The following is a 19,080-nucleotide window of genomic DNA, read 5'->3' as shown; positions in this document are numbered from 1 at the left end:
CTTGCCGCGTGTCTGATGAGCCTTTTACTGCTTGGAGCCCCGGCCGCCCTGGCCGCCGGCTACGAGCGCGTCTCGCTTCCGCTGGACGACGGGCATCTCGAAGGCGTCTTCTACCGCCCAGCCGGACCGGGGCCTTTTCCAGCCGTGGTCGCGCTGCATGGTTGCGGCGGTCTGTGGCGCGAGCAAGGCAAATTGTCGGTGCGGCATATGGACTGGGGCGAGCGGCTCGCTGCTGCCGGTTTCGCCGTGCTGATGCCGGACAGCTACGGTTCGCGCGGGCTCGGCTCGCAATGCGGCGTCAAGGACCTGACCGTGCGCGCCGGGCGCGAGCGCGTGAGCGACGCCGCCGCTGCGCGGAACTGGCTGCAGCACCGCAGCGATATCCGGCCCGGCATGATCTCCCTGCTCGGCTGGTCGGGCGGCGGCTCGACGGTTCTGGCCGCGATCCGCAAGGACCGGCTTCCAACCGACGGGCGGCCGGATTTCAAGCGCGCCATCGCGTTCTATCCAGCCTGCCGCGTGCAATCGGAATCGCCGAGCTTCTCGGCCCGCCTGCCGCTGCTGATCCTGATGGGGGATGCCGACGACTGGACGCCGGCAGCGCCCTGCGGCTACCTCGCCAAGGCAGCGCAGGCGCGCGGCGAGCAGGTCGGCCTCGTGCTCTATCCCGGCGTCCTGCATGATTTCGACCATCCGCGCCTCGAGGTGAGGGAGCGCGACAACATCGCCTATTCCGCCAGCGGCACAGGCAAGGTCACGGTCGGCACCAACATGGCCGCGCGCGAGGATGCGCTGAAGCGCGTCAACACCTTTCTCAACGCACCCTGAGCTTCAGAACAGATCGCCCTGCCCTGCCGGGGCCGGACCCTTGCGCAGCGGGCGCGGCGCCGGCTTCGGCCCGCCGGGCTCGCCTCCGGCAACGGTGACGCCGAAGCTGCCATCGCCAAGCTGCACCGTCAGCGCCCGGCCCGGAAGCGCTTCACCGACACTGCGCACCAGCGCGCCGGCCTCGTCGCGGATCAGCGCGTATCCACGCGCCAGCACGGTTTCGGGGCCGAGCGAGCGGATGAGCGTCCATAACGAGGTGAGACGATCGCCGCGCCGATGCAGGCTCTGCCCGAAGGCGCGCTCGGCCCGCTCGGCCAGTGCGGCACCACGGTCGCGACGCTGAATCAGGCTCTGACCGAAGGCGTTGCGGGCGCGCGCATCGAGTGTCGCCAGACGATCGCGGGCATGGGCGATGCGGGTGCGCTCCTTCTCCAATGCGTTCGTTCTGGCGTTGGCGAGGACGCGCGCAAAGCCCGCCAGTTCGGCCCTCAATTTGGCAAGCGCCACACGGGGCGAACGCGCCTCCAGCCGGCGCGACAGGCCCTGCAGCGCCTGCTCATGAGCGCGGGCGTTGCGCGCCAGCGCCGGAGCCAGCCGTGTCCCGGCGAGATCGAGTCGCTGACGCGGGCCGGACAGCACCGCTTCCGGCCCGGGAAGGGCGCGAGCCAGCGCCCTCAGGTCGCTGCGGCGGCGGTCGGAGAGGCGAAGCATCGCCCCGGCGTGGCGCCGCGACAGGTCCGCCACGAAGCTCATCAGCTCGGCGCGGACCGGCACGACCTTCTCGGCCGCGCCGGTCGGCGTCGGCGCGCGCAGATCGGCAGCGTGGTCGATCAGGGTCCAGTCGGTCTCGTGGCCGACAGCCGAGACGAGCGGGATGCCGGAGGTTGCGGCGGCGCGCACCACGACCTCCTCGTTGAAGCTCATCAGGTCTTCGAGCGAGCCGCCGCCGCGCGCGACGATGATGACGTCCGGTCTCGGGATGCGTCCGCCCTGCGCCAGCGCGTTGAAACCGGCGATGGCGTTGGCGACCTCGGCCGCGCTGGTCTCGCCCTGCACCCTCACCGGCCAGACCAGGACATGGCGGGGGAAGCGATCCTCCAGCCGGTGCAGGATGTCGCGGATGACGGCGCCGGTCGGCGAGGTCACGACGCCGATGACGGAGGGCAGATAGGGGATGAGCTGCTTGCGCTCCTCGGCGAAGAGTCCCTCGGCCGCCAAGCGCTTGCGCCGCTCCTCCAGCAGCGCCATCAGCGCGCCGGCGCCGGCCAGCTCCAACGAATCGATGACGATCTGGTAGCTCGACTTGCCGGCGAAGGTGGTGATCTTGCCGGTGGCGATGACCTCCAGCCCCTCCTGCGGCCGCGTCTTCAGCCGGCCGAAGACGCCCTTCCAGATCACCGCATCGATCTTGGCGTTGGTGTCCTTCAGCGAGAAATAGACATGGCCGGAAGCGACCGGGCCGCGATAGCCCGAAATCTCGCCGCGCACGCGCACGAAGCCGAAATTATCCTCGATGGTGCGCTTCAGCGCGCCGGAGAGGTCCGAGACGGACCATTCCGGGGCATTGCCGGTCGGCAGGGGCGATTCGGTGTTCATGACCGGACCATAACGGCCCTGCCCGCACAGCAGAAGCGTTGCCGCCGCAGCGATCGACCGCTATTGCGCCCGTGACGGAGCGGAGATGGCGCCATGAAAATTCTTCTGATCGGATCGGGCGGGCGGGAGCATGCGCTCGCCTGGGCGATATCGGCATCGCCGCTCTGCGACCTGCTGTTCATCGCGCCCGGCAATCCCGGCACGGCGCAATGCGGCGAGAACGTCGCGGTCGATGTCGCCGACCACAATGCGGTGATCGCCTTCTGCCGGTTGCAGGGCATCGACCTCGTCGTCGTCGGGCCTGAAGGGCCGCTTGTCGATGGCATCGCCGACGATCTCCGCCAGGCCGGGATCAAGGTCTTCGGCCCGTCGAAGGCGGCGGCGCAGCTCGAAGGCTCGAAGGGCTTCACCAAGGAGCTCTGCGCCGAATTCGCGATCCCGACCGCCGCCTTCGGGCGCTTCGGCGATGCGTCTTCCGCCAAGGCCTATGTCGCCGCTCAGGGCGCGCCGATCGTGATCAAGGCCGACGGGCTCGCCGCAGGCAAGGGCGTGATCATGGCCGAGACGCTGGACGAGGCGAATGAGGCCATCGACATGATGTTCGCCGGCGGGCTCGGCGAGGCCGGCGCCGAGGTGGTGGTCGAGGAATGGATGATCGGCGAGGAGGCCAGCTTCTTCGCCCTCTGCGACGGCACGCATGCGCTGGCGCTGGCCTCGGCGCAGGACCACAAGCGCGTCGGCGATGGCGACACCGGCCCCAACACCGGCGGCATGGGCGCCTATTCGCCCGCCCCCGTGATGACGCCCGCCATGGAAGAGCGCGTCATGGCCGAGATCATCAGGCCGACCCTCGCCGGAATGGCCAAGCGCGGCACGCCGTTCCAGGGCGTGCTCTTCGCCGGGCTGATGATCACGGCGCAAGGCCCCAAGCTGATCGAATACAATGTCCGCTTCGGCGACCCCGAATGCGAGGTGCTGATGCCGCGCCTCAAGAGCGACATCGTGCCGGCCCTGCTCGCGTCCTGCGACGGCGTGCTCGCCAGCGTCGATCTGCGCTGGCGCGACGAGGCGGCGCTGACCGTCGTGCTCGCGGCCAGGGGCTACCCGGCGAAGCCCGAAACCGGCAGCGTTATCCGTGGCGTCGAGAAGGCCGAAGCGCTGGACGACGTCCTCGTCTTCCATGCCGGCACCAAGCTGAAGGAAGGCGAACTCACCGCCAATGGCGGGCGCGTGCTCAACGTCGTCGGTCTCGGCAAGAGCGTGCGGGAGGCGCAGGTGCGGGCCTATGAGGCGGTCGACCGGATCGACTGGCCGGAGGGTTTCTGCCGTCGCGACATCGGCTGGCAGGCGGTGAAGCGCGAGCAAGGCTGACAGCTCGCCATGACCGGGTCTATGCTCCCGGCCATGGCGAACATCGACACGCTCTTCCCCGGCTTCAAGGCACACTGGATCGACGGGCCGATCGGCAAGATCTTCGCCCGCGTCGGCGGCGAAGGGCCGCCGCTGGTGCTGATCCATGGCTTCCCGCAGACCCATGCCGAATGGCACAGGCTCGCGCCGGAACTGGCCAAGACCCACACCGTCGTCTGCCCAGACCTGCGCGGCTATGGCTGGTCGGCGGCGCCGCATGGCGACGGAGGCAAGGCGACCTACACCAAGCGCGGCATGGGCGAGGACATCGTCGCGGTGATGCAGGCGCTCGGTCATCTGCGCTTCGGCGTGATCGGCCATGACCGCGGCGCGCGCGTCGCCTACCGGCTGGCCCTCGACCATCCCGGCCGCGTCGAGAAACTCGTGCTCCTCGATATCCTGCCGACCGTCTCGATGTGGGAGGGCATGGACGCCGCGCGCGCGATGCAGGTCTATCACTGGACCTTCCTGGCGCAGCCCGAGCCGGTGCCGGAGAACCTGATCAAGGCCGATCCGGTCGGCTGGCTCGACCACACCATCGCAAGCTGGAGCCGGGCAAAGAACCTCGACCTGTTCGACCCGCTGGCGATGCGATCCTACGCCGAATCCTTCAACGATCCCACGCGCATCCATGCGGCCTGCGAGGATTACCGGGCGGGCGCCACCACCGACATCGAGCATGACAAGGCCGATCTCGCCGAAGGCAAGCGCATCCTCTGCCCGACGCTGGTGCTCTGGGGCGAGGCTGGCATCCCGGCCAAGGGCGCGAGCCCGCTCGAGACGTGGCACCAGAGCTTCGCACCGCAGGCCGAGGGACAGGCGATCGACAACGGGCATTTCCTGCCCGAGGAAAATCCGGAGGCGACGCTGGCGGCGCTGAAGCCCTTCCTGGCTCGGGCGGTGGCTTGAGGCAGAGGACGGGAACGGAAGGCATGCCGGGCTCCCGTACCGCCATCTCCTCACAAGGAACCGGTCGCGCGCCGGAAATCGCGCTCGTGCTGGGTGCCGGCGGTGCGCGAGGCCTCAGCCATATCGCGGTGCTGGAGGCCTTCGACGAACTTGGGCTCAAGCCGTCGCAGATCGCCGGCTGCTCGATCGGCGCCATCATCGGCGCGGCCTATGCCGCCGGCCTCTCCGGCCGTGACCTGCGCGAGCATGCGCTGCAGAGCTTCCGCGACCGGGCCCGCGTGATCGCAAAGCTGCTCGACGCCCGCGTCGGCAAGCTCACCGACCTCGTGCGCGGGCTTGGCAACCCCGTGCTGATCGACGGCGAGCGGCTGCTGGACCTGTTCTGGCCGGAGGCGGTGCCGGATCGCTTCGAGGAGCTGGCGATCCCCTTCACCGCCGTCGCGGCCGACTACCATCGCCATGCCGAGGTGCTGCTCGACGAGGGGCCGCTGACGCCGGCCGTCGCGGCCTCGCTCGCCATCCCCGGACTGGTGCGGCCGGTCGCGCTCGGCGGGCGCGTGCTGATCGACGGCGGCGCCATCGACCCCCTGCCCTATCAAGGCCTGCTGGCGCCCGGCCGCATCGTCATCGCTGTCGATGTCAGCGCACCCACAACGGCAACGAGCGACACGCGCATTCCCGGCGCCATGGAGGCGATCGTCGGGGCATCGCAGATCCTGACCCGGACGCTGGTCCAGAGCATGGTCGAGCGCCGGCCGCCCGATATCCTGATCCGGGCGGGCGCCGATCGCATCGGCGGGCTCGACTTCTTCAAGGCCAAGGCGATCCTCGCGGCGGCCGAGCCGATCAAGGACGAGGTCAAGCGAGCGCTGGCGCGCGCTCTCGCAGCGGCGGGCTGACGGTTTCCGGCGCATCGCAGCGGAAACCGGGAAGCGCCGCTTCGAGCACGGTGCGGCCGTCTTCCGTCAGGCTGACGGCGCGGCTGTCCTTGCGACGACGCACCCACTCCATCTCGAAGCAGCGGCAGGCCAGCGCCGCTGCGAGATGTCCGGCAAGATGCGGCCGCCGCTCGCTCCAGTCGAGACAGGGACGCAAGGCGGCGCGGCGGCTCCTGGCGCTTGCTTCGGGATCGACCCCGAGCGCGACGAAGATGGCTTTCCCCGAATTGGTCAGCGCATAGCCGCCTTCGCTGGCAGAGAGATGGTCGCCCGTCATCAGCGCGTCGTGGATGCCGATGCCGAGCCGGCCGGCGAAATGGTCGTAGCAGGTGCGGGCCTGGCTCAATTCGGCGCCGACGCGCGACGGCAGGCGCCGGCTCGTCCCGTCCAGATTGGCGAGCACCATCAGGCCTTCGAGCGCCGCTGCAACTTCCGGCCCGGCCAGCCTGTAATAGCGGTGGCGCCCCTGCACGGCGACGTCGATCAGGCTGCCCTGCATCAGCTTGGCGAGATGGCCGCTCGCAGTCTGCGGCGCGACGCCGGCTATCCAGGCGAGTTCCTTGGCCGTGAGCGCACGGCCGTCCATCAGCGTGTGCAGCATGTTGGCGCGGGCAGGATCGCCCATCAGATGGGCGATCTCGGCGAGGTAGGGACCTTGCGTGTTCATGGGCCGCATGATGCGCCAACCCGCCACCACCGCAAGCGGGAACGCTACGGCGCCGGCCGTAGCATCGGCCCGCGACAGCCGCCGCCCCCAATGCCACAAGCGGGACATGGACAACACGACTCTCCTCCTCTTCGTCACCGCGACCTTCGTGCTCGCCGGCTTCGTCAAGGGCGTGATCGGGCTGGGCTTGCCGACCATCGCGGTCGGCATTCTCGGCGTGGTCATGGCCCCGGCCCAAGCTGCGGCGCTGCTGGTCGTACCCAACCTCGTCACCAATGGCTGGCAGATCGCGACTGGCCCGAAGCTCGGCGCGACGCTGCGGCGGCTCTGGCCGATGCTCGCAACCATCTGCTTGGGCACCTGGGCCGGCGCGGGCCTGTTGCAGCAGCAGAAGGACGGCTCCGCGACGCTCTGGCTCGGTCTGGCTTTGGTGCTCTATGCGCTTGTCGGGCTGAAGGCGGCGAAGCTGCGCGTGCCGCCGGCCTGGGAAGGCTGGCTCGGCCCCGTCATCGGCGTTGCGACCGGCGTCGTCACCGCCGCGACCGGCGTCTTCGTGCTGCCGGCCGTGCCCTATCTGCAGGCACTCGGTTTCGACAAGGACGAGCTGGTGCAGGCGCTCGGCATCTCCTTCATCGTCTCGACGCTGGCGCTCTCCCTCGGATTGATCGGCGCCGGCGCGCTCAATGGCACCGTCGCCTGGCAATCGCTGCTGGCTCTTGTGCCCGCACTGGCAGGCATGGGCGCGGGCCAGTTCATCCGCAGCCGCATCTCGCCCGCGACCTTCAAGATCTGCTTCTTCGCCGGCCTGCTGGCGCTCGGCGCCTATCTCTGCTGGCGCGGTCTTGCCTGACGGCGCGCATCTTGCTTAAGCACCCTGGACCACCTCGCCGGCCGTTAACGCCGCCCTAACCATACGGGCGCAGCCTCGGCGGGCAGCAACAGGAGCGCCTGCATGGATGCCTTCACCATGGTCGTCATGGCCTGCGTCGCCGGGGAGCCCCAGTGCACGACCGCGCGGATCAGCGAGATGGAGTTCACCACCGCCCAGGCTTGCGAAGCGCGGGTCGACGACATCATCGGCACGATGACCAAGGAATTCGGCAGGCGCCCCGAGTTCAAGGGCCGGCAGGTGACCTACGACGTCTCCTGCATGGACCGCACGCAGCTCGCGCAGAAGTTCGGCATCACCTCGTCGGATACCTGAGGCTCAACGCCGCTCGCGGAAGAAATCCCGGAGCAGCGCCGCGGCATCGGTCTCGCGCAGCCCGCCATAGATTTCCGGCACATGGTGGCAGGTCGGGCTCTCATAGAGCCTGACGCCGTTCTCGACCGCGCCACCCTTCGGATCGCCCGCGCCGAAATAGAGCCGCCTGATCCGGGCGAAGGAAATCGCGGCGGCGCACATCGGGCAAGGCTCGAGCGTGACGTAGAGATCGCAGCCGATCAGACGCTCGCTGCCGATCGCTTCGCAGGCAAGACGCAGCGCCAGCATCTCGGCATGGGCGGTCGGATCCTTCAATTCCAGCGTACGATTGCCGGCGCGGGCGAGGACCGCGCCGTCGCGCACTACCACCGCGCCGACCGGCACCTCGCCGCGCAGGGCGGCCGCTTTCGCCTCGTCGAAGGCGAGCGCCATCGCGTCTGGCGCGGGAGACGGTTTCGGCTGCGGCATCATCAACCCCTGCTTTGGCGCTCGCAGCGAGGAAAAGCCTCTGCTACAAGCGCCGGTCATAGAGCCGGATCCGATCAGGTTGGATCAACCTGATCGGTGAATCCGTCTCTCAGATATTGATAGAGAACGCGTTATCCGATCAGATTGCGTCGCAAGCTGATCGGCGCGCGCTCTAGCGAATAAGCGAGCCAGGCCTCTCCGCAAAGCGGTTGTGCTCGGCCGGCTCAGGAGCAACCATGAAAGACGACAGCAACAACAGAGGCCGCGGCCCCCACAAGGGCGGTGGCGCCGGCGGCCGTGGCCCCGGCAAGGGCTTCGGCGGCAAGGGCTTCGGCGGCCGTTCCGGCGGGGAAAGCCGTGGGCCGGCGCGTGACGGCGAACGCAAGCCGTTTCGGGCTCACTCCGCCAGCGACGGGCGCCCCGCCCGCGATGGCGAGCGCAAACCGTTCCGCGGCCATTCGGCCGGCGACGAGCGCCCGGCCCGCCGTTTCGAGCGACCGGCCGGCAGCGAGGGCGAAGCCCCGCGTCCGCGCCGCTTCGACGGTGAAAGGCCCGCCCGCTTCAAGCCGGAAGGCGAGGGCCGCAGTTTCCGCGAGCGTTCGGGCGATGAGCGGCCCCGGCGCCCGGCAGGAGCGGGCGATCGCCCCTTCCCGTCTCGCGACAGGGCGCAGGGCGGCGCCGACCGGCCGCCGCGCGGCGAGGGTCGCGACGGCGAGAAGCGTTTTTCGCGGCCGCGCACGCCGCGCTTCGAAGGTGGCGGAGGCCATGACGAGCGGCCGCGCCGTTCGCACGACGCCGCACCCGAGCGCAAGCTGATCACGGCGGAGGAGCCGGAGCGGATCGCCAAGGTGATGGCGCGCGCCGGTGTCGCCTCGCGCCGCGACAGCGAGGCGATGATCGCGGAAGGCCGCGTCAGCGTGAACGGCACGGTGCTGGAAAGCCCGGCCCTCGACGTGAAGCCGACCGATATCGTGCTGGTCGACGGCGAGCCCTTGCCGGCGCGCGAGCGCACGCGGCTGTGGCTCTACCATAAGCCCCGCGGCGTGGTGACGACCAATTTCGACCCGGAAGGCCGGCCGACCGTCTTCGACGCGCTGCCGGAGGACCTGCCGCGCGTGCTGACCATCGGCCGGCTCGACATCAACACCGAGGGCCTGCTGCTTCTGACCAACGACGGCGGGCTGGCGCGGGTGCTGGAGCTGCCGGAGACTGGCTGGCTCAGGCGCTACCGCGTGCGCGCCTTCGGCGAGGTGACGCAGGACGTGCTCGACACGGTGAAGGACGGCGTCACCATCGACGGCATCCATTACGGGCCGGTGACCGCCCGCTTCGAGCGCCAGCAGGGCTTCAACACCTGGCTGACGGTCGATCTGCGCGAGGGCAAGAACCGCGAGGTCAAGACGGTGCTCGAGCATCTCGGGCTGACGGTGAACCGGCTGATCCGCATCTCCTTCGGCCCCTTCCAACTCGGCGACCTGCCCGAGGGAGAGGCCGACGAGATCCGCTCGCGCGTGCTGCAGGACCAGCTCGGCACCGAGCTCGCCGCCCAGGCCGGCGCCGACTTCGAATCGCCGCGCCGCGACGCACTGCCCGCCGCGCCGCGCCCGGCTCCGGCGGGCGACGACCGCCCGCGGCGCCGCCGCGACGAAACGGGACGCGATGGCGAACCGGCCCGCGCGCCCTTACGCGGCGACAAGCCGTGGACCCGCACGGTCTGGCGCGATGCCGAGACCGAGCCGCAGCGCGAGCGGAAGGCACCGCCGCGCCGTGGCGCCGACCCCAAGCTGGAACGCCAGAGCCGCGAGGAGAGCGGCGGCGTCGCGCGCCGGCGCGACAAGGCCATCGCCGATCCCAAGGGCCGGCGCGTGCTGGTCGAGCGTGTCGCCGCCCCCGCGCGCGCGGAGCCGGAGGCACCGCGCGAGAGCAAGCGCAGGCCCGATCGCAAGCCGCGCCAGGAACGGGGCAGCGCCGAGGCTCGGCCTCCGCGCTCCTTCGACCGCCCGAGCGGCGGCGAGAGACCGGCGCGACGCCCGCGCGAGGACGCCGGAGCGCGAGACCGCGCCGATGAGCGGCCCTGGCAGGATCGCGCGCCGCGCGGGGACCGCCCCGACCGCGCCCCTCGCGACGGAGCCGAGCGCCCTGCCCGCCGCTTCAGCGAGCGGCCGGCCGAGGATCGCCCCCGCAGCCGCAGCTTCGATGACAAGCCCGGTGGCGGCAGAAGCTTCGGCGGCGGCAAGAGCTTCGGCGCCCGTTCCTCCGAGCGACCTTCTGATGACCGGCCGCGTGGCCGCAGCTTCGGCGACAAGCCGGGCGGCGGCAAAGGCTTCGGCGGCAAGAGCTTCGGCGCCCGCTCCTCCGAGCGGCCGGCCGGCGGCGGACGCCCCTTCGGCGGCAAGCCGGGCGGCGGGCGGCCTGGTGGTGGCAAGGGCCCGCGCCCCGGCGGCGGTGGCAGAGGTCCGCGCCCTGGCAGTGGCGGTAACCGCGGCTAAGCGATGCGGATCGTCGGCGGACGCCTGGGCGGCCGGCCACTGGCCGGCCCGAAACCGGGGATCGGCAGCATCCGGCCGACCTCGGACCGCCTGCGCGAATCCCTGTTCAACGTGCTCGCCCATGCCTATGGCGATGCGATCGAGGGCGCTCGCGTGCTCGATCTCTTCGCCGGCACGGGAGCTCTCGGCTTCGAGGCGCTGTCGCGCGGCGCCGGCTTCGCCCTGCTCGTCGATGACGGGACGGAGGCCCGCGGCATCATCCGCGAGAACCAGATGGCGCTGGGCATCGCCGGCTTCAGCCGCATCTTCCGGCGCGACGCGACCAAGCTCGGCCCGATCACCGGCATGACCCCCTTCGGCCTCGTCTTCTGCGACCCGCCCTACCGCAAGGGGCTGGGCGAAAAGGCTCTGGTCTCGGCCCGCGAAGGCGGCTGGCTGGAGCCGGAGGCGCTGATCGTGCTGGAAGAGGCGGCGGATGCCGAGATCGTCCTGCCCGAGGGCTTCGAGGAGCTGGAGCGGCGGGGTTATGGCGAGACGCAGGTGATGGTGCTGCGGGCCTCATAGAGCCACGGCGGCGCCAGCGAACTTATCCCCACCCGCTGTTTCGCGCTTAGTCTCCGCATCCGCCGCGGAGACCCAGCGCCGGATGCCCACCCTACGATCCATCGAACCTTGCGGGCACGCTGCCCGCCACCATGCCGTTGCTTGCCGGCTCGCCGGCGATCGCATGATGCGTGCCCTCGCCCGCCTGCAGGCGCTGATCGAGAAGGGCGGCTTCAATCCGGATCAACCGCGTGTTCCGGCGGGCAGCCCCGAGGGCGGCCAATGGGGTGGCGGCGAGGGCTCCGGCCAAAGCCGGCAGCCCGGCATCGGCGACAATGGCGGCCCGGCGCTCGACCTGCCCAAGGATACAGCGAGGGGCCAGCCTTCAAAGACACAGGCCGCAAAGGCGCTGGCCAAAGCGATCGCGCTTCAGGCTCTGCGCCGAGCAGGTCCGGTCGGCGTCGTCATTACAGCGATCGAAGTGGGGCACTGGCTCTATACGGAGTATCCCTCGATCCGCTCCTATCAGGACGAGCCGAAGTCGCTCGACGAGTTGCAGCAGCATGTCGGTCAGCAGCGACCGGGCTATGACGACCACCATATCGTCGAACAGCACACGCGGTTGAACCAGGACTTTTCGCGCTCCATGATCGATAGCGTCGAGAATGTGGTCAGTATCCCGCGATACAAGCACCACGAGATCAGCGGGTGGTATGGTAGGCGAAACTGGAAGCTCGGCATGCAGACGCCACGCGACTATCTTCGAGGCAGAGACTGGTCGGAGCATGTGCGGATCGGTCATCAAGCCTTGCGGCAGTTTAAGGTGCTCAAATGATGCGGCAACGAGATTTGAAGTCCCTGTCGAACGCCGAGATCGTGCGACTTTTTGAACAGCTCTGCATCGAGCAATACGATGCGATCGAGCGTAACGAAAACGCACGAGCCAATCGCCTAATCTTGAAAACATGGGCTCTGGCAACTGAACTCAAATCCCGTCGTGGAGATCAGAGGCGCGTCCTCATGGAACTCTTTGGTCACCCCAACATGCAAGTCCGCCTGACGGCTGCGCATGCCAATCTCGCGGTCGACTACGTCGCTGCGCGACGCGAACTTCAGGCCATCGTCGACGAGCAATGGTTTCCACAAGCCGGCGATGCCGGCATGACGCTGGACAATCTCGATTCCGGTTTCTATCGACCGAGTTGATCGCAGTCGCGCCGGGCCCCCATCCGCCGGCGCCGTCATCGTTCCCTCACCGCCGCCCGAACAGCCGCTCGATATCGCTGAGCTTCAGCTCGACATAGGTCGGGCGGCCGTGATTGCACTGGCCGGAATTCGGCGTGATCTCCATCTCGCGCAGCAGCGCGTCCATTTCCTCGGGGCGCATCCGGCGGCCGGCGCGGACCGAGTTGTGGCAGGCCATCGTCGCCAGCACATGGTCGAGCCGGCGCTCCAAGGAGCCGGCCGTGCCATGCTCGGCCAGCGCATCGGCGACATCGCGGACGAGGCGCTGGAGATTGCCGCCGGCGAGCTGGGCCGGCGCCTCGCGCACCAGCACCGCGCCCGGGCCGAAGGCTTCGATGACGAGGCCGAGGCTTTCAAGCTCGCTCCCGGCAGCGACCAGCCGGTCGGCATCGACGGGGTCGAGTTCGACCACCTCGGGCAGCAACAAGGGCTGGCGGGCGATGCCGGAGCGGGCACGCTCGGCTTTCAGCCGCTCATAGACCAGCCGCTCATGGGCGGCGTGCTGGTCGACGATGACGACACCCTCGCGGGTCTGGGCGACGATATAGGTTTCGTGGAGCTGGGCGCGCGGGGCGCCGAGCGGCCGGTCGAGCGCGTCGGCTGACGGCTCGGCGAGATGCGCGCGGGCATCGGCGGAAGGCGCGGCGAAATCGGAGAAGCCGGATTGCGGCGGTGAGTACGAGGCCGACGCTGCGGCACTCCAGCCCGGCGTCTCCGGAAAAGCGGGACGCGGGATGGCGTTGCCGCTGCCGCCCATCGAGAAAACGGCGCGGAAGGCATCGAGCGTGCGCGCGCCACCGGTCGTGGTGGCGCGGTGGCCGGCGGCGGCGAGCGCCGCCTTCAGGCCGGAGACGACGAGGCCGCGCACCAGCGCCGGATCGCGGAAGCGCACCTCGCTCTTGGCCGGATGGACGTTGACGTCGACCGAGCGCGGATCGCAGCCGACATCGACGAAGAGCACCGGATGCCGGTCGGAAGGGACGACGTCGGCATAGGCTCCGCGCACGGCCGAGAGCAGCAGCTTGTCGCGCACCGGGCGGCCGTTGACCGCGAGATGCACGCCGGCCGAGGTGCCGCGATGGAAGGTCGGCAGGCCAGCGAAACCGCTGATGCGGAAGCCTTCGCGCTCGGCATCGATCTTCAGCGCATTCTCGGGGAAGTCCCGGCCGAGCGCGCGGCCGAGGCGGCGCAGAAGCCCTTCCTCGCCGAGCGGCTCGGCCGCCCAGTCGAAGGCGCTGACATGCTCGCCTTCGAGCGAAAAGCGGATCTCGGGATGGGCGATGGCGAGGCGCCGCAGCATCTCGGAAACGGCCTGCGCCTCGGCGCGGTCGCTCTTCAGGAATTTGAGGCGCGCCGGGGTGAAGATGAAGAGGTCGCTGACCTCGATCCGCGTGCCGGGCGCGGCGGCAACGGGGCGGACCACGCCCTTCTCGCCGGCCTCGACGACGAGGCCGTGCCCTTGCGGCGCCTCGCGCCGGCGGGTCGCGATCGAAAGCCGCGCCACCGAGCCGATGGAGGGCAGCGCCTCGCCGCGGAAGCCGAGCGAGCGAATCGCGAAGAGGTCCCCCTCGGGCAGCTTCGAGGTGGCGTGGCGCTCGACCGCGAGTTCGAGGTCTTCCGGCGTCATGCCGGCGCCGTCGTCGACGACGCGGATCAGCTCGCGCCCGCCGCCCGCGATGGTGACGGCGATCGCGCGCGCGCCGGCATCGATCGCGTTCTCGACCAGTTCCTTCACGGCCGCTGCCGGGCGCTCGATCACCTCGCCGGCGGCGATGCGGTCGACCAGGACGGGATCGAGGCGGCGGACGGTCATGGACTCGCCGTCATTCCGGGGCTTCGCGTCAGCGAAGAGCCCGGAATCCATGAACACCGGAGCTTGCCGACAGGGGCTGCTGCGGTCGAGGGAACCATGTCGGACCTGCGGTTATGGGTTCCGGGCTCAGGCCTTCGGCCTGCCCCGGAATGACAATGCGGCCAGCCGATTCGCTCAGCTGCGCCCCTCGGCAAGATAGCTCTTGGCGAGGAGCTTCGCCTCCTCCACCGCGGGCTGGTCGAAGGGATCCACACCCATGGCGTAGCCGGTCAGGATCGTCTCCAGCATGAAATGCATCAGCACCTCGCCATGGCTGGTCTCGTCGATCCGCTCGACATGGAAGCGGCGGACCGCGCAGCCATTCTTGGCGAAGGTGTCGATCATGGCGATGCCCTGCGCCGCCACCAGATCGCCGATCGTCTTGCCGGCGAAATCGGCCTGCCCGATCTTCTCCGCCAGGGCTGCGTCGATCTTCGGACCCTTGCCCTTCACGTTCGTGGTCAAGACCGTGAAGAACTTGTCCTTCGGCCCGGCGAGATAGAGTTGCTGCTGCGAATGCTGGTCGACGGGGCCGAGCGCGCCGACCGGCTGCGTGCCCTGCCCGTCCTTGCCGAGGCTCTCGGCCCAGAGCTGCATCCACCAGCGGGTGAGCAGCGCCAGCTTGTCGGCATAGGGCATGAGCACGGCGATGTTCTTGCCGGAGCGCATGGCGGCGAGGTGAAGCGCGGCTCCGACCGCCGAGGGCGTCTCGCGGACATCCTTGCCGGCCAGCAGCGGCGCCACCGCCCTTGCCGCGCCAAGCCGCAGCGCCTCGATGTCGAGGCCGAGCACGGCGGCCGGCAGCAGGCCGCAATTGGTCAATACCGAATAGCGGCCGCCGACATCGGTGTGGTGCTCGAGGAAGGGCGTGCCATAGGGTTCCAGCAGCGCGCGCAGCGGGTGCAGCTTGCCGGCTTTGGCCGGCTCGGAAAGCCCCTGGAAGTGATCACCGATCTGCTTGTCGTCGAGATGCGCGCCCCGCAGCGCCTCGATCGCAGCGATCGACTGCAGAAGGGTCTCGCCGGTGCCGCCCGATTTCGAGATCGCGACGAACTTTGTCGTCTTGAGCGGCAGCCTGGCGAGCAGCGCCGCATATGTCGCCGGGTCGAGATTGTCGATGAAGTGGACGCGCGGGCCGGAGGTGAACTGGGAGAGGCCGGGGATGCCGTAGCCGGTGAGTTGCGCGAGAGTCTGGCCGCCCAGGCTGGAGCCGCCGGTGCCGAGCACGAGCACATCGGTGGTGCCGCCCTGCTTCAAGCGCTCGGCGGCAGCCTTCACGGGGCCGAGATCGGCCGTGTCGCTCGGCAGCTTCAGCAGCGGAAGCGAGCCATCCCTGGCCTGCCCCTGCAGCTTCGCCAGCGCAGGCTTGAGATCCCCCAGCGCCTTTTCGAAGGCCGCATCGGGAATGCCCCCTTTGCCGACCTTGGATTCGAGCGCGAGATCGAAGCTTTGCTGAAGCATGGGCACTATCCGTATCGACAGGAAGACAGGGCTATTTCAGACCAGCCCGACCGGCTTGCCAACCGCCTGGACGAGCAGGTCGGGATTGCCGAACAGGCGCTGCGCGACGCGCTTGACGTCGGCCAGCGTCACGGCAGCGAAGAGGCCATTGCGCCGGGCGAGGAAATCGGGCGTGTCGCCGCGCAAGGCGAGATGCAGCAATTCGCCGGCGATCTTCGGGGAGGTGTCGAAGCGCAGCGGGTAGGAGCCGATGATGTAGCGCTTGGCTTCCTCGACCTCATGTTCGGTCGGGCCCTCGCTGGCGAGCTTCATCATCTCCTCGCGGATCACCTTCATCGACTCTGCGGCGCGGTCGTTGCGGGTGGCCGTGCCGCCGACCAGCATGGCGCTCTCGCGCAGCGGCATCATGCTGGAGGAGACGCCATAGGCGAGGCCGCGCTTCTCGCGCACTTCCATGAAGAGGCGCGAGGTGAAGGCGGAGCCGCCGAGGATGTGGTTGAGCACGCTCGCGGGGATGAAGTCGGGGTCGTGCCACATCAGCCCCGGTCCCACGAAGCGCAGGACGGTCTGCGGCACGTCGAGATCGATGACATGTGTCTGGCCGAGGCCCTGGATCGGCAGCGGCTCGGAAGGGCGCGGACGCGCTTCCCCGGCCGGCAAGCCGCCGAACAGCAGGTCGAGGCGCCCGGCGAGCTCGGCAGCCGTGATGTCGCCGACCACGACGACCTTGAGCCCGCCGCGATCGAGCAGGTCCGGCGTCAGCACCCTGAGCGCCGGGGCTTCCAGTTTCGAGACGCTGTCGACATCGCCTTTCTCCGGCCGGCCGTAGGCATGGCCCGGGAAGGCCGCGGCGAAGAGTGCGTTGCGGCACATCACTTCGGGATTCTGTGCCTGGCGCTGCAGACCGGCGATGATCTGCGCCCGGACGCGGGCAACGGCGTCCGCATCGAAACGCGGCTGGTTGAGCGCCAGCGCCAGCAGTTCGAAGGCGGTGTCGCGGTGGCCCGCCAGGGTCTGCAGATGACCGTGGAAATCATCCCGGCGGGCCTCGAAGCCGAGGCTGATCGCGTGGTCCGCCAGCCGGCCCTGGAAGGCTTCGGCGTCGAGATTGCCGGCACCCTCGTCGAGGAGTCCCGAGATCAGATAGGCACTACCGGTCGCGTTCTCCGGATCCCGGCTGGCGCCGCCGTCGAAGGCGAAATCGACCGCGATCAACGGCAGGCTATGGTCTTCGACGAGCCAGGCCTCGATGCCGCCGGGCGAGCGGACGGTCTGGACCGCGATGGCGGGGCCGGCGGTATTGAGCTTGGGGGTCGGAATCGGCGCGTTCATGTCGCTTCCTGTCGGCGGGCCCTGAAGCCCGCCCGTTCGAAAGGGTAAGACCGCGAGGTCAGGCGGGCAGGAGCAGGCCGGTGACGCTGCGATCCGGCTTCAGATAGCGGCGGGCAGCCTCGACGACGGCGTCGCGGCTGATCGCCTCGATGCGCTGCGGCCAGGCGATTACGTCCTCGACGGTCTCGCCGACAGCCAGGGCCGAGCCGAAGATGCGGGCGAGCGAGGCCTGATTGTCGCGGGCAAAGATCGTCTCCGCGACGAGCCGCGTGCGGGCGCGCGCCAATTCGAGCTCGCTCGGCCCCTCAGCCAGGAAGGTCGCGAGGACGGCGTCGAGGCCTGCCTCCATCGCGGCCATCTCGACGCCCGGGCGCGGGCTCGCCGAGAGCTGGAAGGCCGAACGATCGACCATCGAGCCCATGAAATAAGCATTGGCGCCGGCCGCCAGCTCGTCCTCGACACAGAGCTTGCGGTAGAGCCGCGAGGTCGTGCCGCCGCCGAGGATCTCGGCGACGAGTTCGAGCGCCAGAACCTCGTCGCGGTCTCCGCTGGTGTATGTCGGGGTCAGCCAGCCACGGCGCAGCGAGGGCTGCTGCACGCGGCGGTCGTTCAGCGTCACACGTCGCGAGGCGCGGGGCTCGGGCTCGATCGGGCGGCTGCGGACCGGCGCCGCGCCGCGGGCCGCGATCTTGCCATAGCTCTCCTCGGCGAGACGGCGCACCTCGGCGGCATCGGTGTCGCCGGCGACGACGAGGATCGCGTTCTCGGGCGTGTAGAAGCGCTGGTAATAGGCGAAGGCGTCGTCCCGGCTCAGGCCCTCGATCTCATGTTCCCAGCCGATGATCGGGGTGCCGTAGGGATGGTGGAAGAACAGCGTCGCGGAAAATTCCTCGCCGAGTTCGGCAGCCGGGTCGGAATCGACGCGCATGCGCCGCTCCTCCAGCACCACGTCGCGCTCCGGCGCGACGACGCTCTCGTCGAAGGAGAGACCGGTCATCCGGTCGGCCTCGTAGTCCATCATCGCGCGCAGATGCTCCTTTGGCACGCGCTGGAAATAGGCGGTGTAGTCGAAGGAGGTGAAGGCGTTCTCCTGGCCACCATAGCCGGCGACGATCTTGGAGAACTCGCCGGCGGGCCAGCGCTGCGTGCCCTTGAACATCAGGTGTTCAAGGAAATGCGCGATGCCCGACTTGCCGGCCGGATCATCCGCCGAGCCGTTGCGGTACCAGACCATGTGGGTGACGACCGGCGCGCGGTGGTCCTTCACGACCACGACATCGAGACCATTACCGAGGCGGAAGGACTCGACGGGCTCCGCCGCGTCGGGCTGGCGCGCGTGGATATTCACCTGATGCCGTCTCCTGCTCAGATAAGAAGGGGCGGGCACGATGCGCCCGCCCCAAAGAGAACTTGGTCAGCTTGCCCGGCTTCGGCAAGGGCTCGCCTCAGCCGATTCCGCGGATCGCCCCTATTCGGGTTTGATCTGCATCACCGGGCCTTGGCCGGTCACGAATTCGCGCTGGCCGACGGCCTGCTTGTCCTCGACCGGGCCACCGCGACCGGGGCCGAATGCGGCCGTGGCTGCCGGGCGACGATATCCGGTCGGCGGCTCGCTCAGCAGGCGACGCGGCGGCTCGCTGCCATAGGCCAGCGTCTCCTCGGCAGCCTGATTGCGGCGGGCAGCCAGATCCTTGCCGATGCGGATCGGCTGAATCTGGTTGTTATAGTTGCTGTGTTCCTCGACGATGGTCGGCGCCACCTCGCCCCGCGAGATCCGGCCGCGGCGCAGCTCTTCCTGCGACAGGACCGGGTTGTTGCGCGCCTTCTCCGTCAGCACATAGGCTGGGCGATTGGCCTCGTCCTTGCGGCGCTGGACGTCCGGATCATTGGGCCAGGCGGCACTGCGGGCGCTGGCAGGATCCTGCGGACGCGGCAGCGTCGAATTCGGCGGCACGACCAGCGGCGGCCGAGCGCGATACTCGATATCGCCGCCGGCACCACGGCCGCCAAAAGTTCCCTCGATCAGGTTCTTGAACAGCATGCCCTCCTGCGCAAAGGCAGGTTGAGCGGCCAGCACGAGCCCGCCGGCGAGCAGCAGATGCGTCACGCGGATGCGTTGCGCCATGTCAAATCTCCCT

At 69.4% G+C, this 19,080-nt stretch carries 18 protein-coding genes; 10 read left to right on the top strand and 8 right to left on the bottom strand.

The window, feature by feature from the left end; genetic code table 11:
- Positions 1-15 precede the first annotated feature (15 nt).
- Positions 16-828, top strand: a complete 813-nt coding sequence (locus NWE53_RS26020; RefSeq protein ID WP_265052186.1) for a dienelactone hydrolase family protein — start codon at positions 16-18, stop codon at positions 826-828.
- Positions 829-831: 3 nt separating this feature from the next.
- On the opposite strand, the gene xseA is transcribed toward NWE53_RS26020, so the two are convergent.
- Positions 832-2,424, bottom strand: a complete 1,593-nt coding sequence (gene xseA / locus NWE53_RS26015; protein ID WP_265052185.1) for an exodeoxyribonuclease VII large subunit — start codon at positions 2,422-2,424, stop codon at positions 832-834.
- A 93-nt stretch (positions 2,425-2,517) separates the two neighbouring features.
- On the opposite strand from xseA, the gene purD reads away from it, so the two are divergent.
- From purD to NWE53_RS26000, 3 genes are read left to right on the top strand one after another with little or no spacing between them, the layout of a single operon-like run.
- Positions 2,518-3,795 carry a phosphoribosylamine--glycine ligase gene (purD, locus tag NWE53_RS26010; RefSeq protein WP_265052184.1) on the top strand — a complete coding sequence of 426 codons (1,278 nt, stop codon included), beginning with the start codon at positions 2,518-2,520 and terminating at the stop codon, positions 3,793-3,795.
- 9 nt (positions 3,796-3,804) lie between these two features.
- Positions 3,805-4,743 (top strand): alpha/beta fold hydrolase, encoded by a 939-nt coding sequence (locus tag NWE53_RS26005; protein WP_265052183.1) that lies wholly within the window; start codon positions 3,805-3,807, stop codon positions 4,741-4,743.
- Between the two features lie 23 nt (positions 4,744-4,766).
- A complete protein-coding gene (locus tag NWE53_RS26000) occupies positions 4,767-5,642 on the top strand; it encodes a patatin-like phospholipase family protein (RefSeq protein WP_265052182.1) in 876 nt (291 codons plus the stop codon).
- Here NWE53_RS26000 and NWE53_RS25995 read toward each other — a convergent pair.
- On the bottom strand, positions 5,602-6,456 hold the full coding sequence (locus tag NWE53_RS25995; RefSeq protein WP_265052181.1) for an ArsR/SmtB family transcription factor: 855 nt from the start codon (positions 6,454-6,456) through the stop codon (positions 5,602-5,604). The two genes, NWE53_RS26000 and NWE53_RS25995, sit on opposite strands and share 41 nt — an antisense overlap.
- Between NWE53_RS25995 and NWE53_RS25990 the strand changes: the two genes are divergently transcribed.
- Positions 6,455-7,198 (top strand): sulfite exporter TauE/SafE family protein, encoded by a 744-nt coding sequence (locus NWE53_RS25990; RefSeq protein WP_265052180.1) that lies wholly within the window; start codon positions 6,455-6,457, stop codon positions 7,196-7,198. The genes NWE53_RS25995 and NWE53_RS25990 overlap by 2 nt on opposite strands.
- Positions 7,199-7,300: 102 nt before the next feature.
- Positions 7,301-7,552 carry a hypothetical protein gene (locus NWE53_RS25985; RefSeq protein WP_265052179.1) on the top strand — a complete coding sequence of 84 codons (252 nt, stop codon included), beginning with the start codon at positions 7,301-7,303 and terminating at the stop codon, positions 7,550-7,552.
- Between the two features lie 3 nt (positions 7,553-7,555).
- Here NWE53_RS25985 and NWE53_RS25980 read toward each other — a convergent pair whose 3' ends face one another.
- Complete coding sequence (locus tag NWE53_RS25980; RefSeq protein WP_265052178.1) at positions 7,556-8,020, bottom strand: nucleoside deaminase; 465 nt, start codon at positions 8,018-8,020, stop codon at positions 7,556-7,558.
- Between the two features lie 812 nt (positions 8,021-8,832).
- Between NWE53_RS25980 and NWE53_RS25975 the strand changes: the two genes are divergently transcribed.
- From NWE53_RS25975 to NWE53_RS25960, 4 genes are all read left to right on the top strand, one after another.
- Positions 8,833-10,509: a pseudouridine synthase gene (locus tag NWE53_RS25975; RefSeq protein WP_265055030.1), complete on the top strand. Its 1,677-nt coding sequence runs from the start codon at positions 8,833-8,835 to the stop codon at positions 10,507-10,509.
- A 3-nt stretch (positions 10,510-10,512) separates the two neighbouring features.
- Positions 10,513-11,073 carry a 16S rRNA (guanine(966)-N(2))-methyltransferase RsmD gene (gene rsmD / locus NWE53_RS25970; RefSeq protein WP_265052177.1) on the top strand — a complete coding sequence of 187 codons (561 nt, stop codon included), beginning with the start codon at positions 10,513-10,515 and terminating at the stop codon, positions 11,071-11,073.
- Positions 11,074-11,239: 166 nt separating this feature from the next.
- The gene (locus NWE53_RS25965) at positions 11,240-11,887 is read left to right on the top strand and encodes a hypothetical protein (RefSeq protein ID WP_265052176.1); all 648 of its coding nucleotides are present in this window, start codon (positions 11,240-11,242) and stop codon (positions 11,885-11,887) included.
- A gap of 14 nt (positions 11,888-11,901) precedes the next feature.
- Positions 11,902-12,258 (top strand): DUF2019 domain-containing protein, encoded by a 357-nt coding sequence (locus NWE53_RS25960; RefSeq protein WP_320109539.1) that lies wholly within the window; start codon positions 11,902-11,904, stop codon positions 12,256-12,258.
- A gap of 46 nt (positions 12,259-12,304) precedes the next feature.
- Here NWE53_RS25960 and mutL read toward each other — a convergent pair whose 3' ends face one another.
- The 5 genes from mutL to NWE53_RS25935 all read right to left on the bottom strand — a co-directional run bounded on the left by mutL (position 12,305) and on the right by NWE53_RS25935 (position 19,067).
- A complete protein-coding gene (gene mutL / locus NWE53_RS25955) occupies positions 12,305-14,110 on the bottom strand; it encodes a DNA mismatch repair endonuclease MutL (protein ID WP_265052175.1) in 1,806 nt (601 codons plus the stop codon).
- Between the two features lie 174 nt (positions 14,111-14,284).
- Entirely contained in the window at positions 14,285-15,610 is a 1,326-nt protein-coding gene (locus tag NWE53_RS25950; protein ID WP_265052174.1) for a glucose-6-phosphate isomerase, read from the bottom strand.
- A gap of 36 nt (positions 15,611-15,646) precedes the next feature.
- Positions 15,647-16,942: a M16 family metallopeptidase gene (locus NWE53_RS25945; protein ID WP_265052173.1), complete on the bottom strand. Its 1,296-nt coding sequence runs from the start codon at positions 16,940-16,942 to the stop codon at positions 15,647-15,649.
- A gap of 58 nt (positions 16,943-17,000) precedes the next feature.
- Positions 17,001-18,290 carry a M16 family metallopeptidase gene (locus NWE53_RS25940; protein WP_265052172.1) on the bottom strand — a complete coding sequence of 430 codons (1,290 nt, stop codon included), beginning with the start codon at positions 18,288-18,290 and terminating at the stop codon, positions 17,001-17,003.
- A 120-nt stretch (positions 18,291-18,410) separates the two neighbouring features.
- Entirely contained in the window at positions 18,411-19,067 is a 657-nt protein-coding gene (locus NWE53_RS25935; protein WP_265052171.1) for a hypothetical protein, read from the bottom strand.
- Positions 19,068-19,080 lie beyond the last annotated feature (13 nt).

It is taken from the genome of Bosea sp. NBC_00550 (assembly GCF_026020075.1).
In the GTDB taxonomy this organism is placed as follows: domain Bacteria; phylum Pseudomonadota; class Alphaproteobacteria; order Rhizobiales; family Beijerinckiaceae; genus Allobosea.
Note: the sequence above shows the minus strand (reverse complement) of the source record. Positions and strands in the feature narration are given on the sequence as shown.

What these genes read in the sequence shown, in the direction of transcription:
- purD (WP_265052184.1), top strand. Translation starts at nt 2,518, where the DNA reads ATGAAAATTCTTCTGATCGGATCGGGCGGGCGGGAGCATGCGCTCGCC.
- NWE53_RS26020 (WP_265052186.1), top strand. Translation starts at nt 16, where the DNA reads ATGAGCCTTTTACTGCTTGGAGCCCCGGCCGCCCTGGCCGCCGGCTAC.
- NWE53_RS25995 (WP_265052181.1), bottom strand. Translation starts at nt 6,456, where the DNA reads ATGTCCCGCTTGTGGCATTGGGGGCGGCGGCTGTCGCGGGCCGATGCT.
- NWE53_RS25945 (WP_265052173.1), bottom strand. Translation starts at nt 16,942, where the DNA reads ATGAACGCGCCGATTCCGACCCCCAAGCTCAATACCGCCGGCCCCGCC.
- NWE53_RS26005 (WP_265052183.1), top strand. Translation starts at nt 3,805, where the DNA reads ATGACCGGGTCTATGCTCCCGGCCATGGCGAACATCGACACGCTCTTC.
- rsmD (WP_265052177.1), top strand. Translation starts at nt 10,513, where the DNA reads ATGCGGATCGTCGGCGGACGCCTGGGCGGCCGGCCACTGGCCGGCCCG.
- NWE53_RS25965 (WP_265052176.1), top strand. Translation starts at nt 11,240, where the DNA reads ATGCGTGCCCTCGCCCGCCTGCAGGCGCTGATCGAGAAGGGCGGCTTC.
- NWE53_RS26000 (WP_265052182.1), top strand. Translation starts at nt 4,767, where the DNA reads ATGCCGGGCTCCCGTACCGCCATCTCCTCACAAGGAACCGGTCGCGCG.
- NWE53_RS25950 (WP_265052174.1), bottom strand. Translation starts at nt 15,610, where the DNA reads ATGCTTCAGCAAAGCTTCGATCTCGCGCTCGAATCCAAGGTCGGCAAA.
- NWE53_RS25985 (WP_265052179.1), top strand. Translation starts at nt 7,301, where the DNA reads ATGGATGCCTTCACCATGGTCGTCATGGCCTGCGTCGCCGGGGAGCCC.
- NWE53_RS25990 (WP_265052180.1), top strand. Translation starts at nt 6,455, where the DNA reads ATGGACAACACGACTCTCCTCCTCTTCGTCACCGCGACCTTCGTGCTC.
- mutL (WP_265052175.1), bottom strand. Translation starts at nt 14,110, where the DNA reads ATGACCGTCCGCCGCCTCGATCCCGTCCTGGTCGACCGCATCGCCGCC.
- NWE53_RS25980 (WP_265052178.1), bottom strand. Translation starts at nt 8,020, where the DNA reads ATGCCGCAGCCGAAACCGTCTCCCGCGCCAGACGCGATGGCGCTCGCC.
- xseA (WP_265052185.1), bottom strand. Translation starts at nt 2,424, where the DNA reads ATGAACACCGAATCGCCCCTGCCGACCGGCAATGCCCCGGAATGGTCC.
- NWE53_RS25935 (WP_265052171.1), bottom strand. Translation starts at nt 19,067, where the DNA reads ATGGCGCAACGCATCCGCGTGACGCATCTGCTGCTCGCCGGCGGGCTC.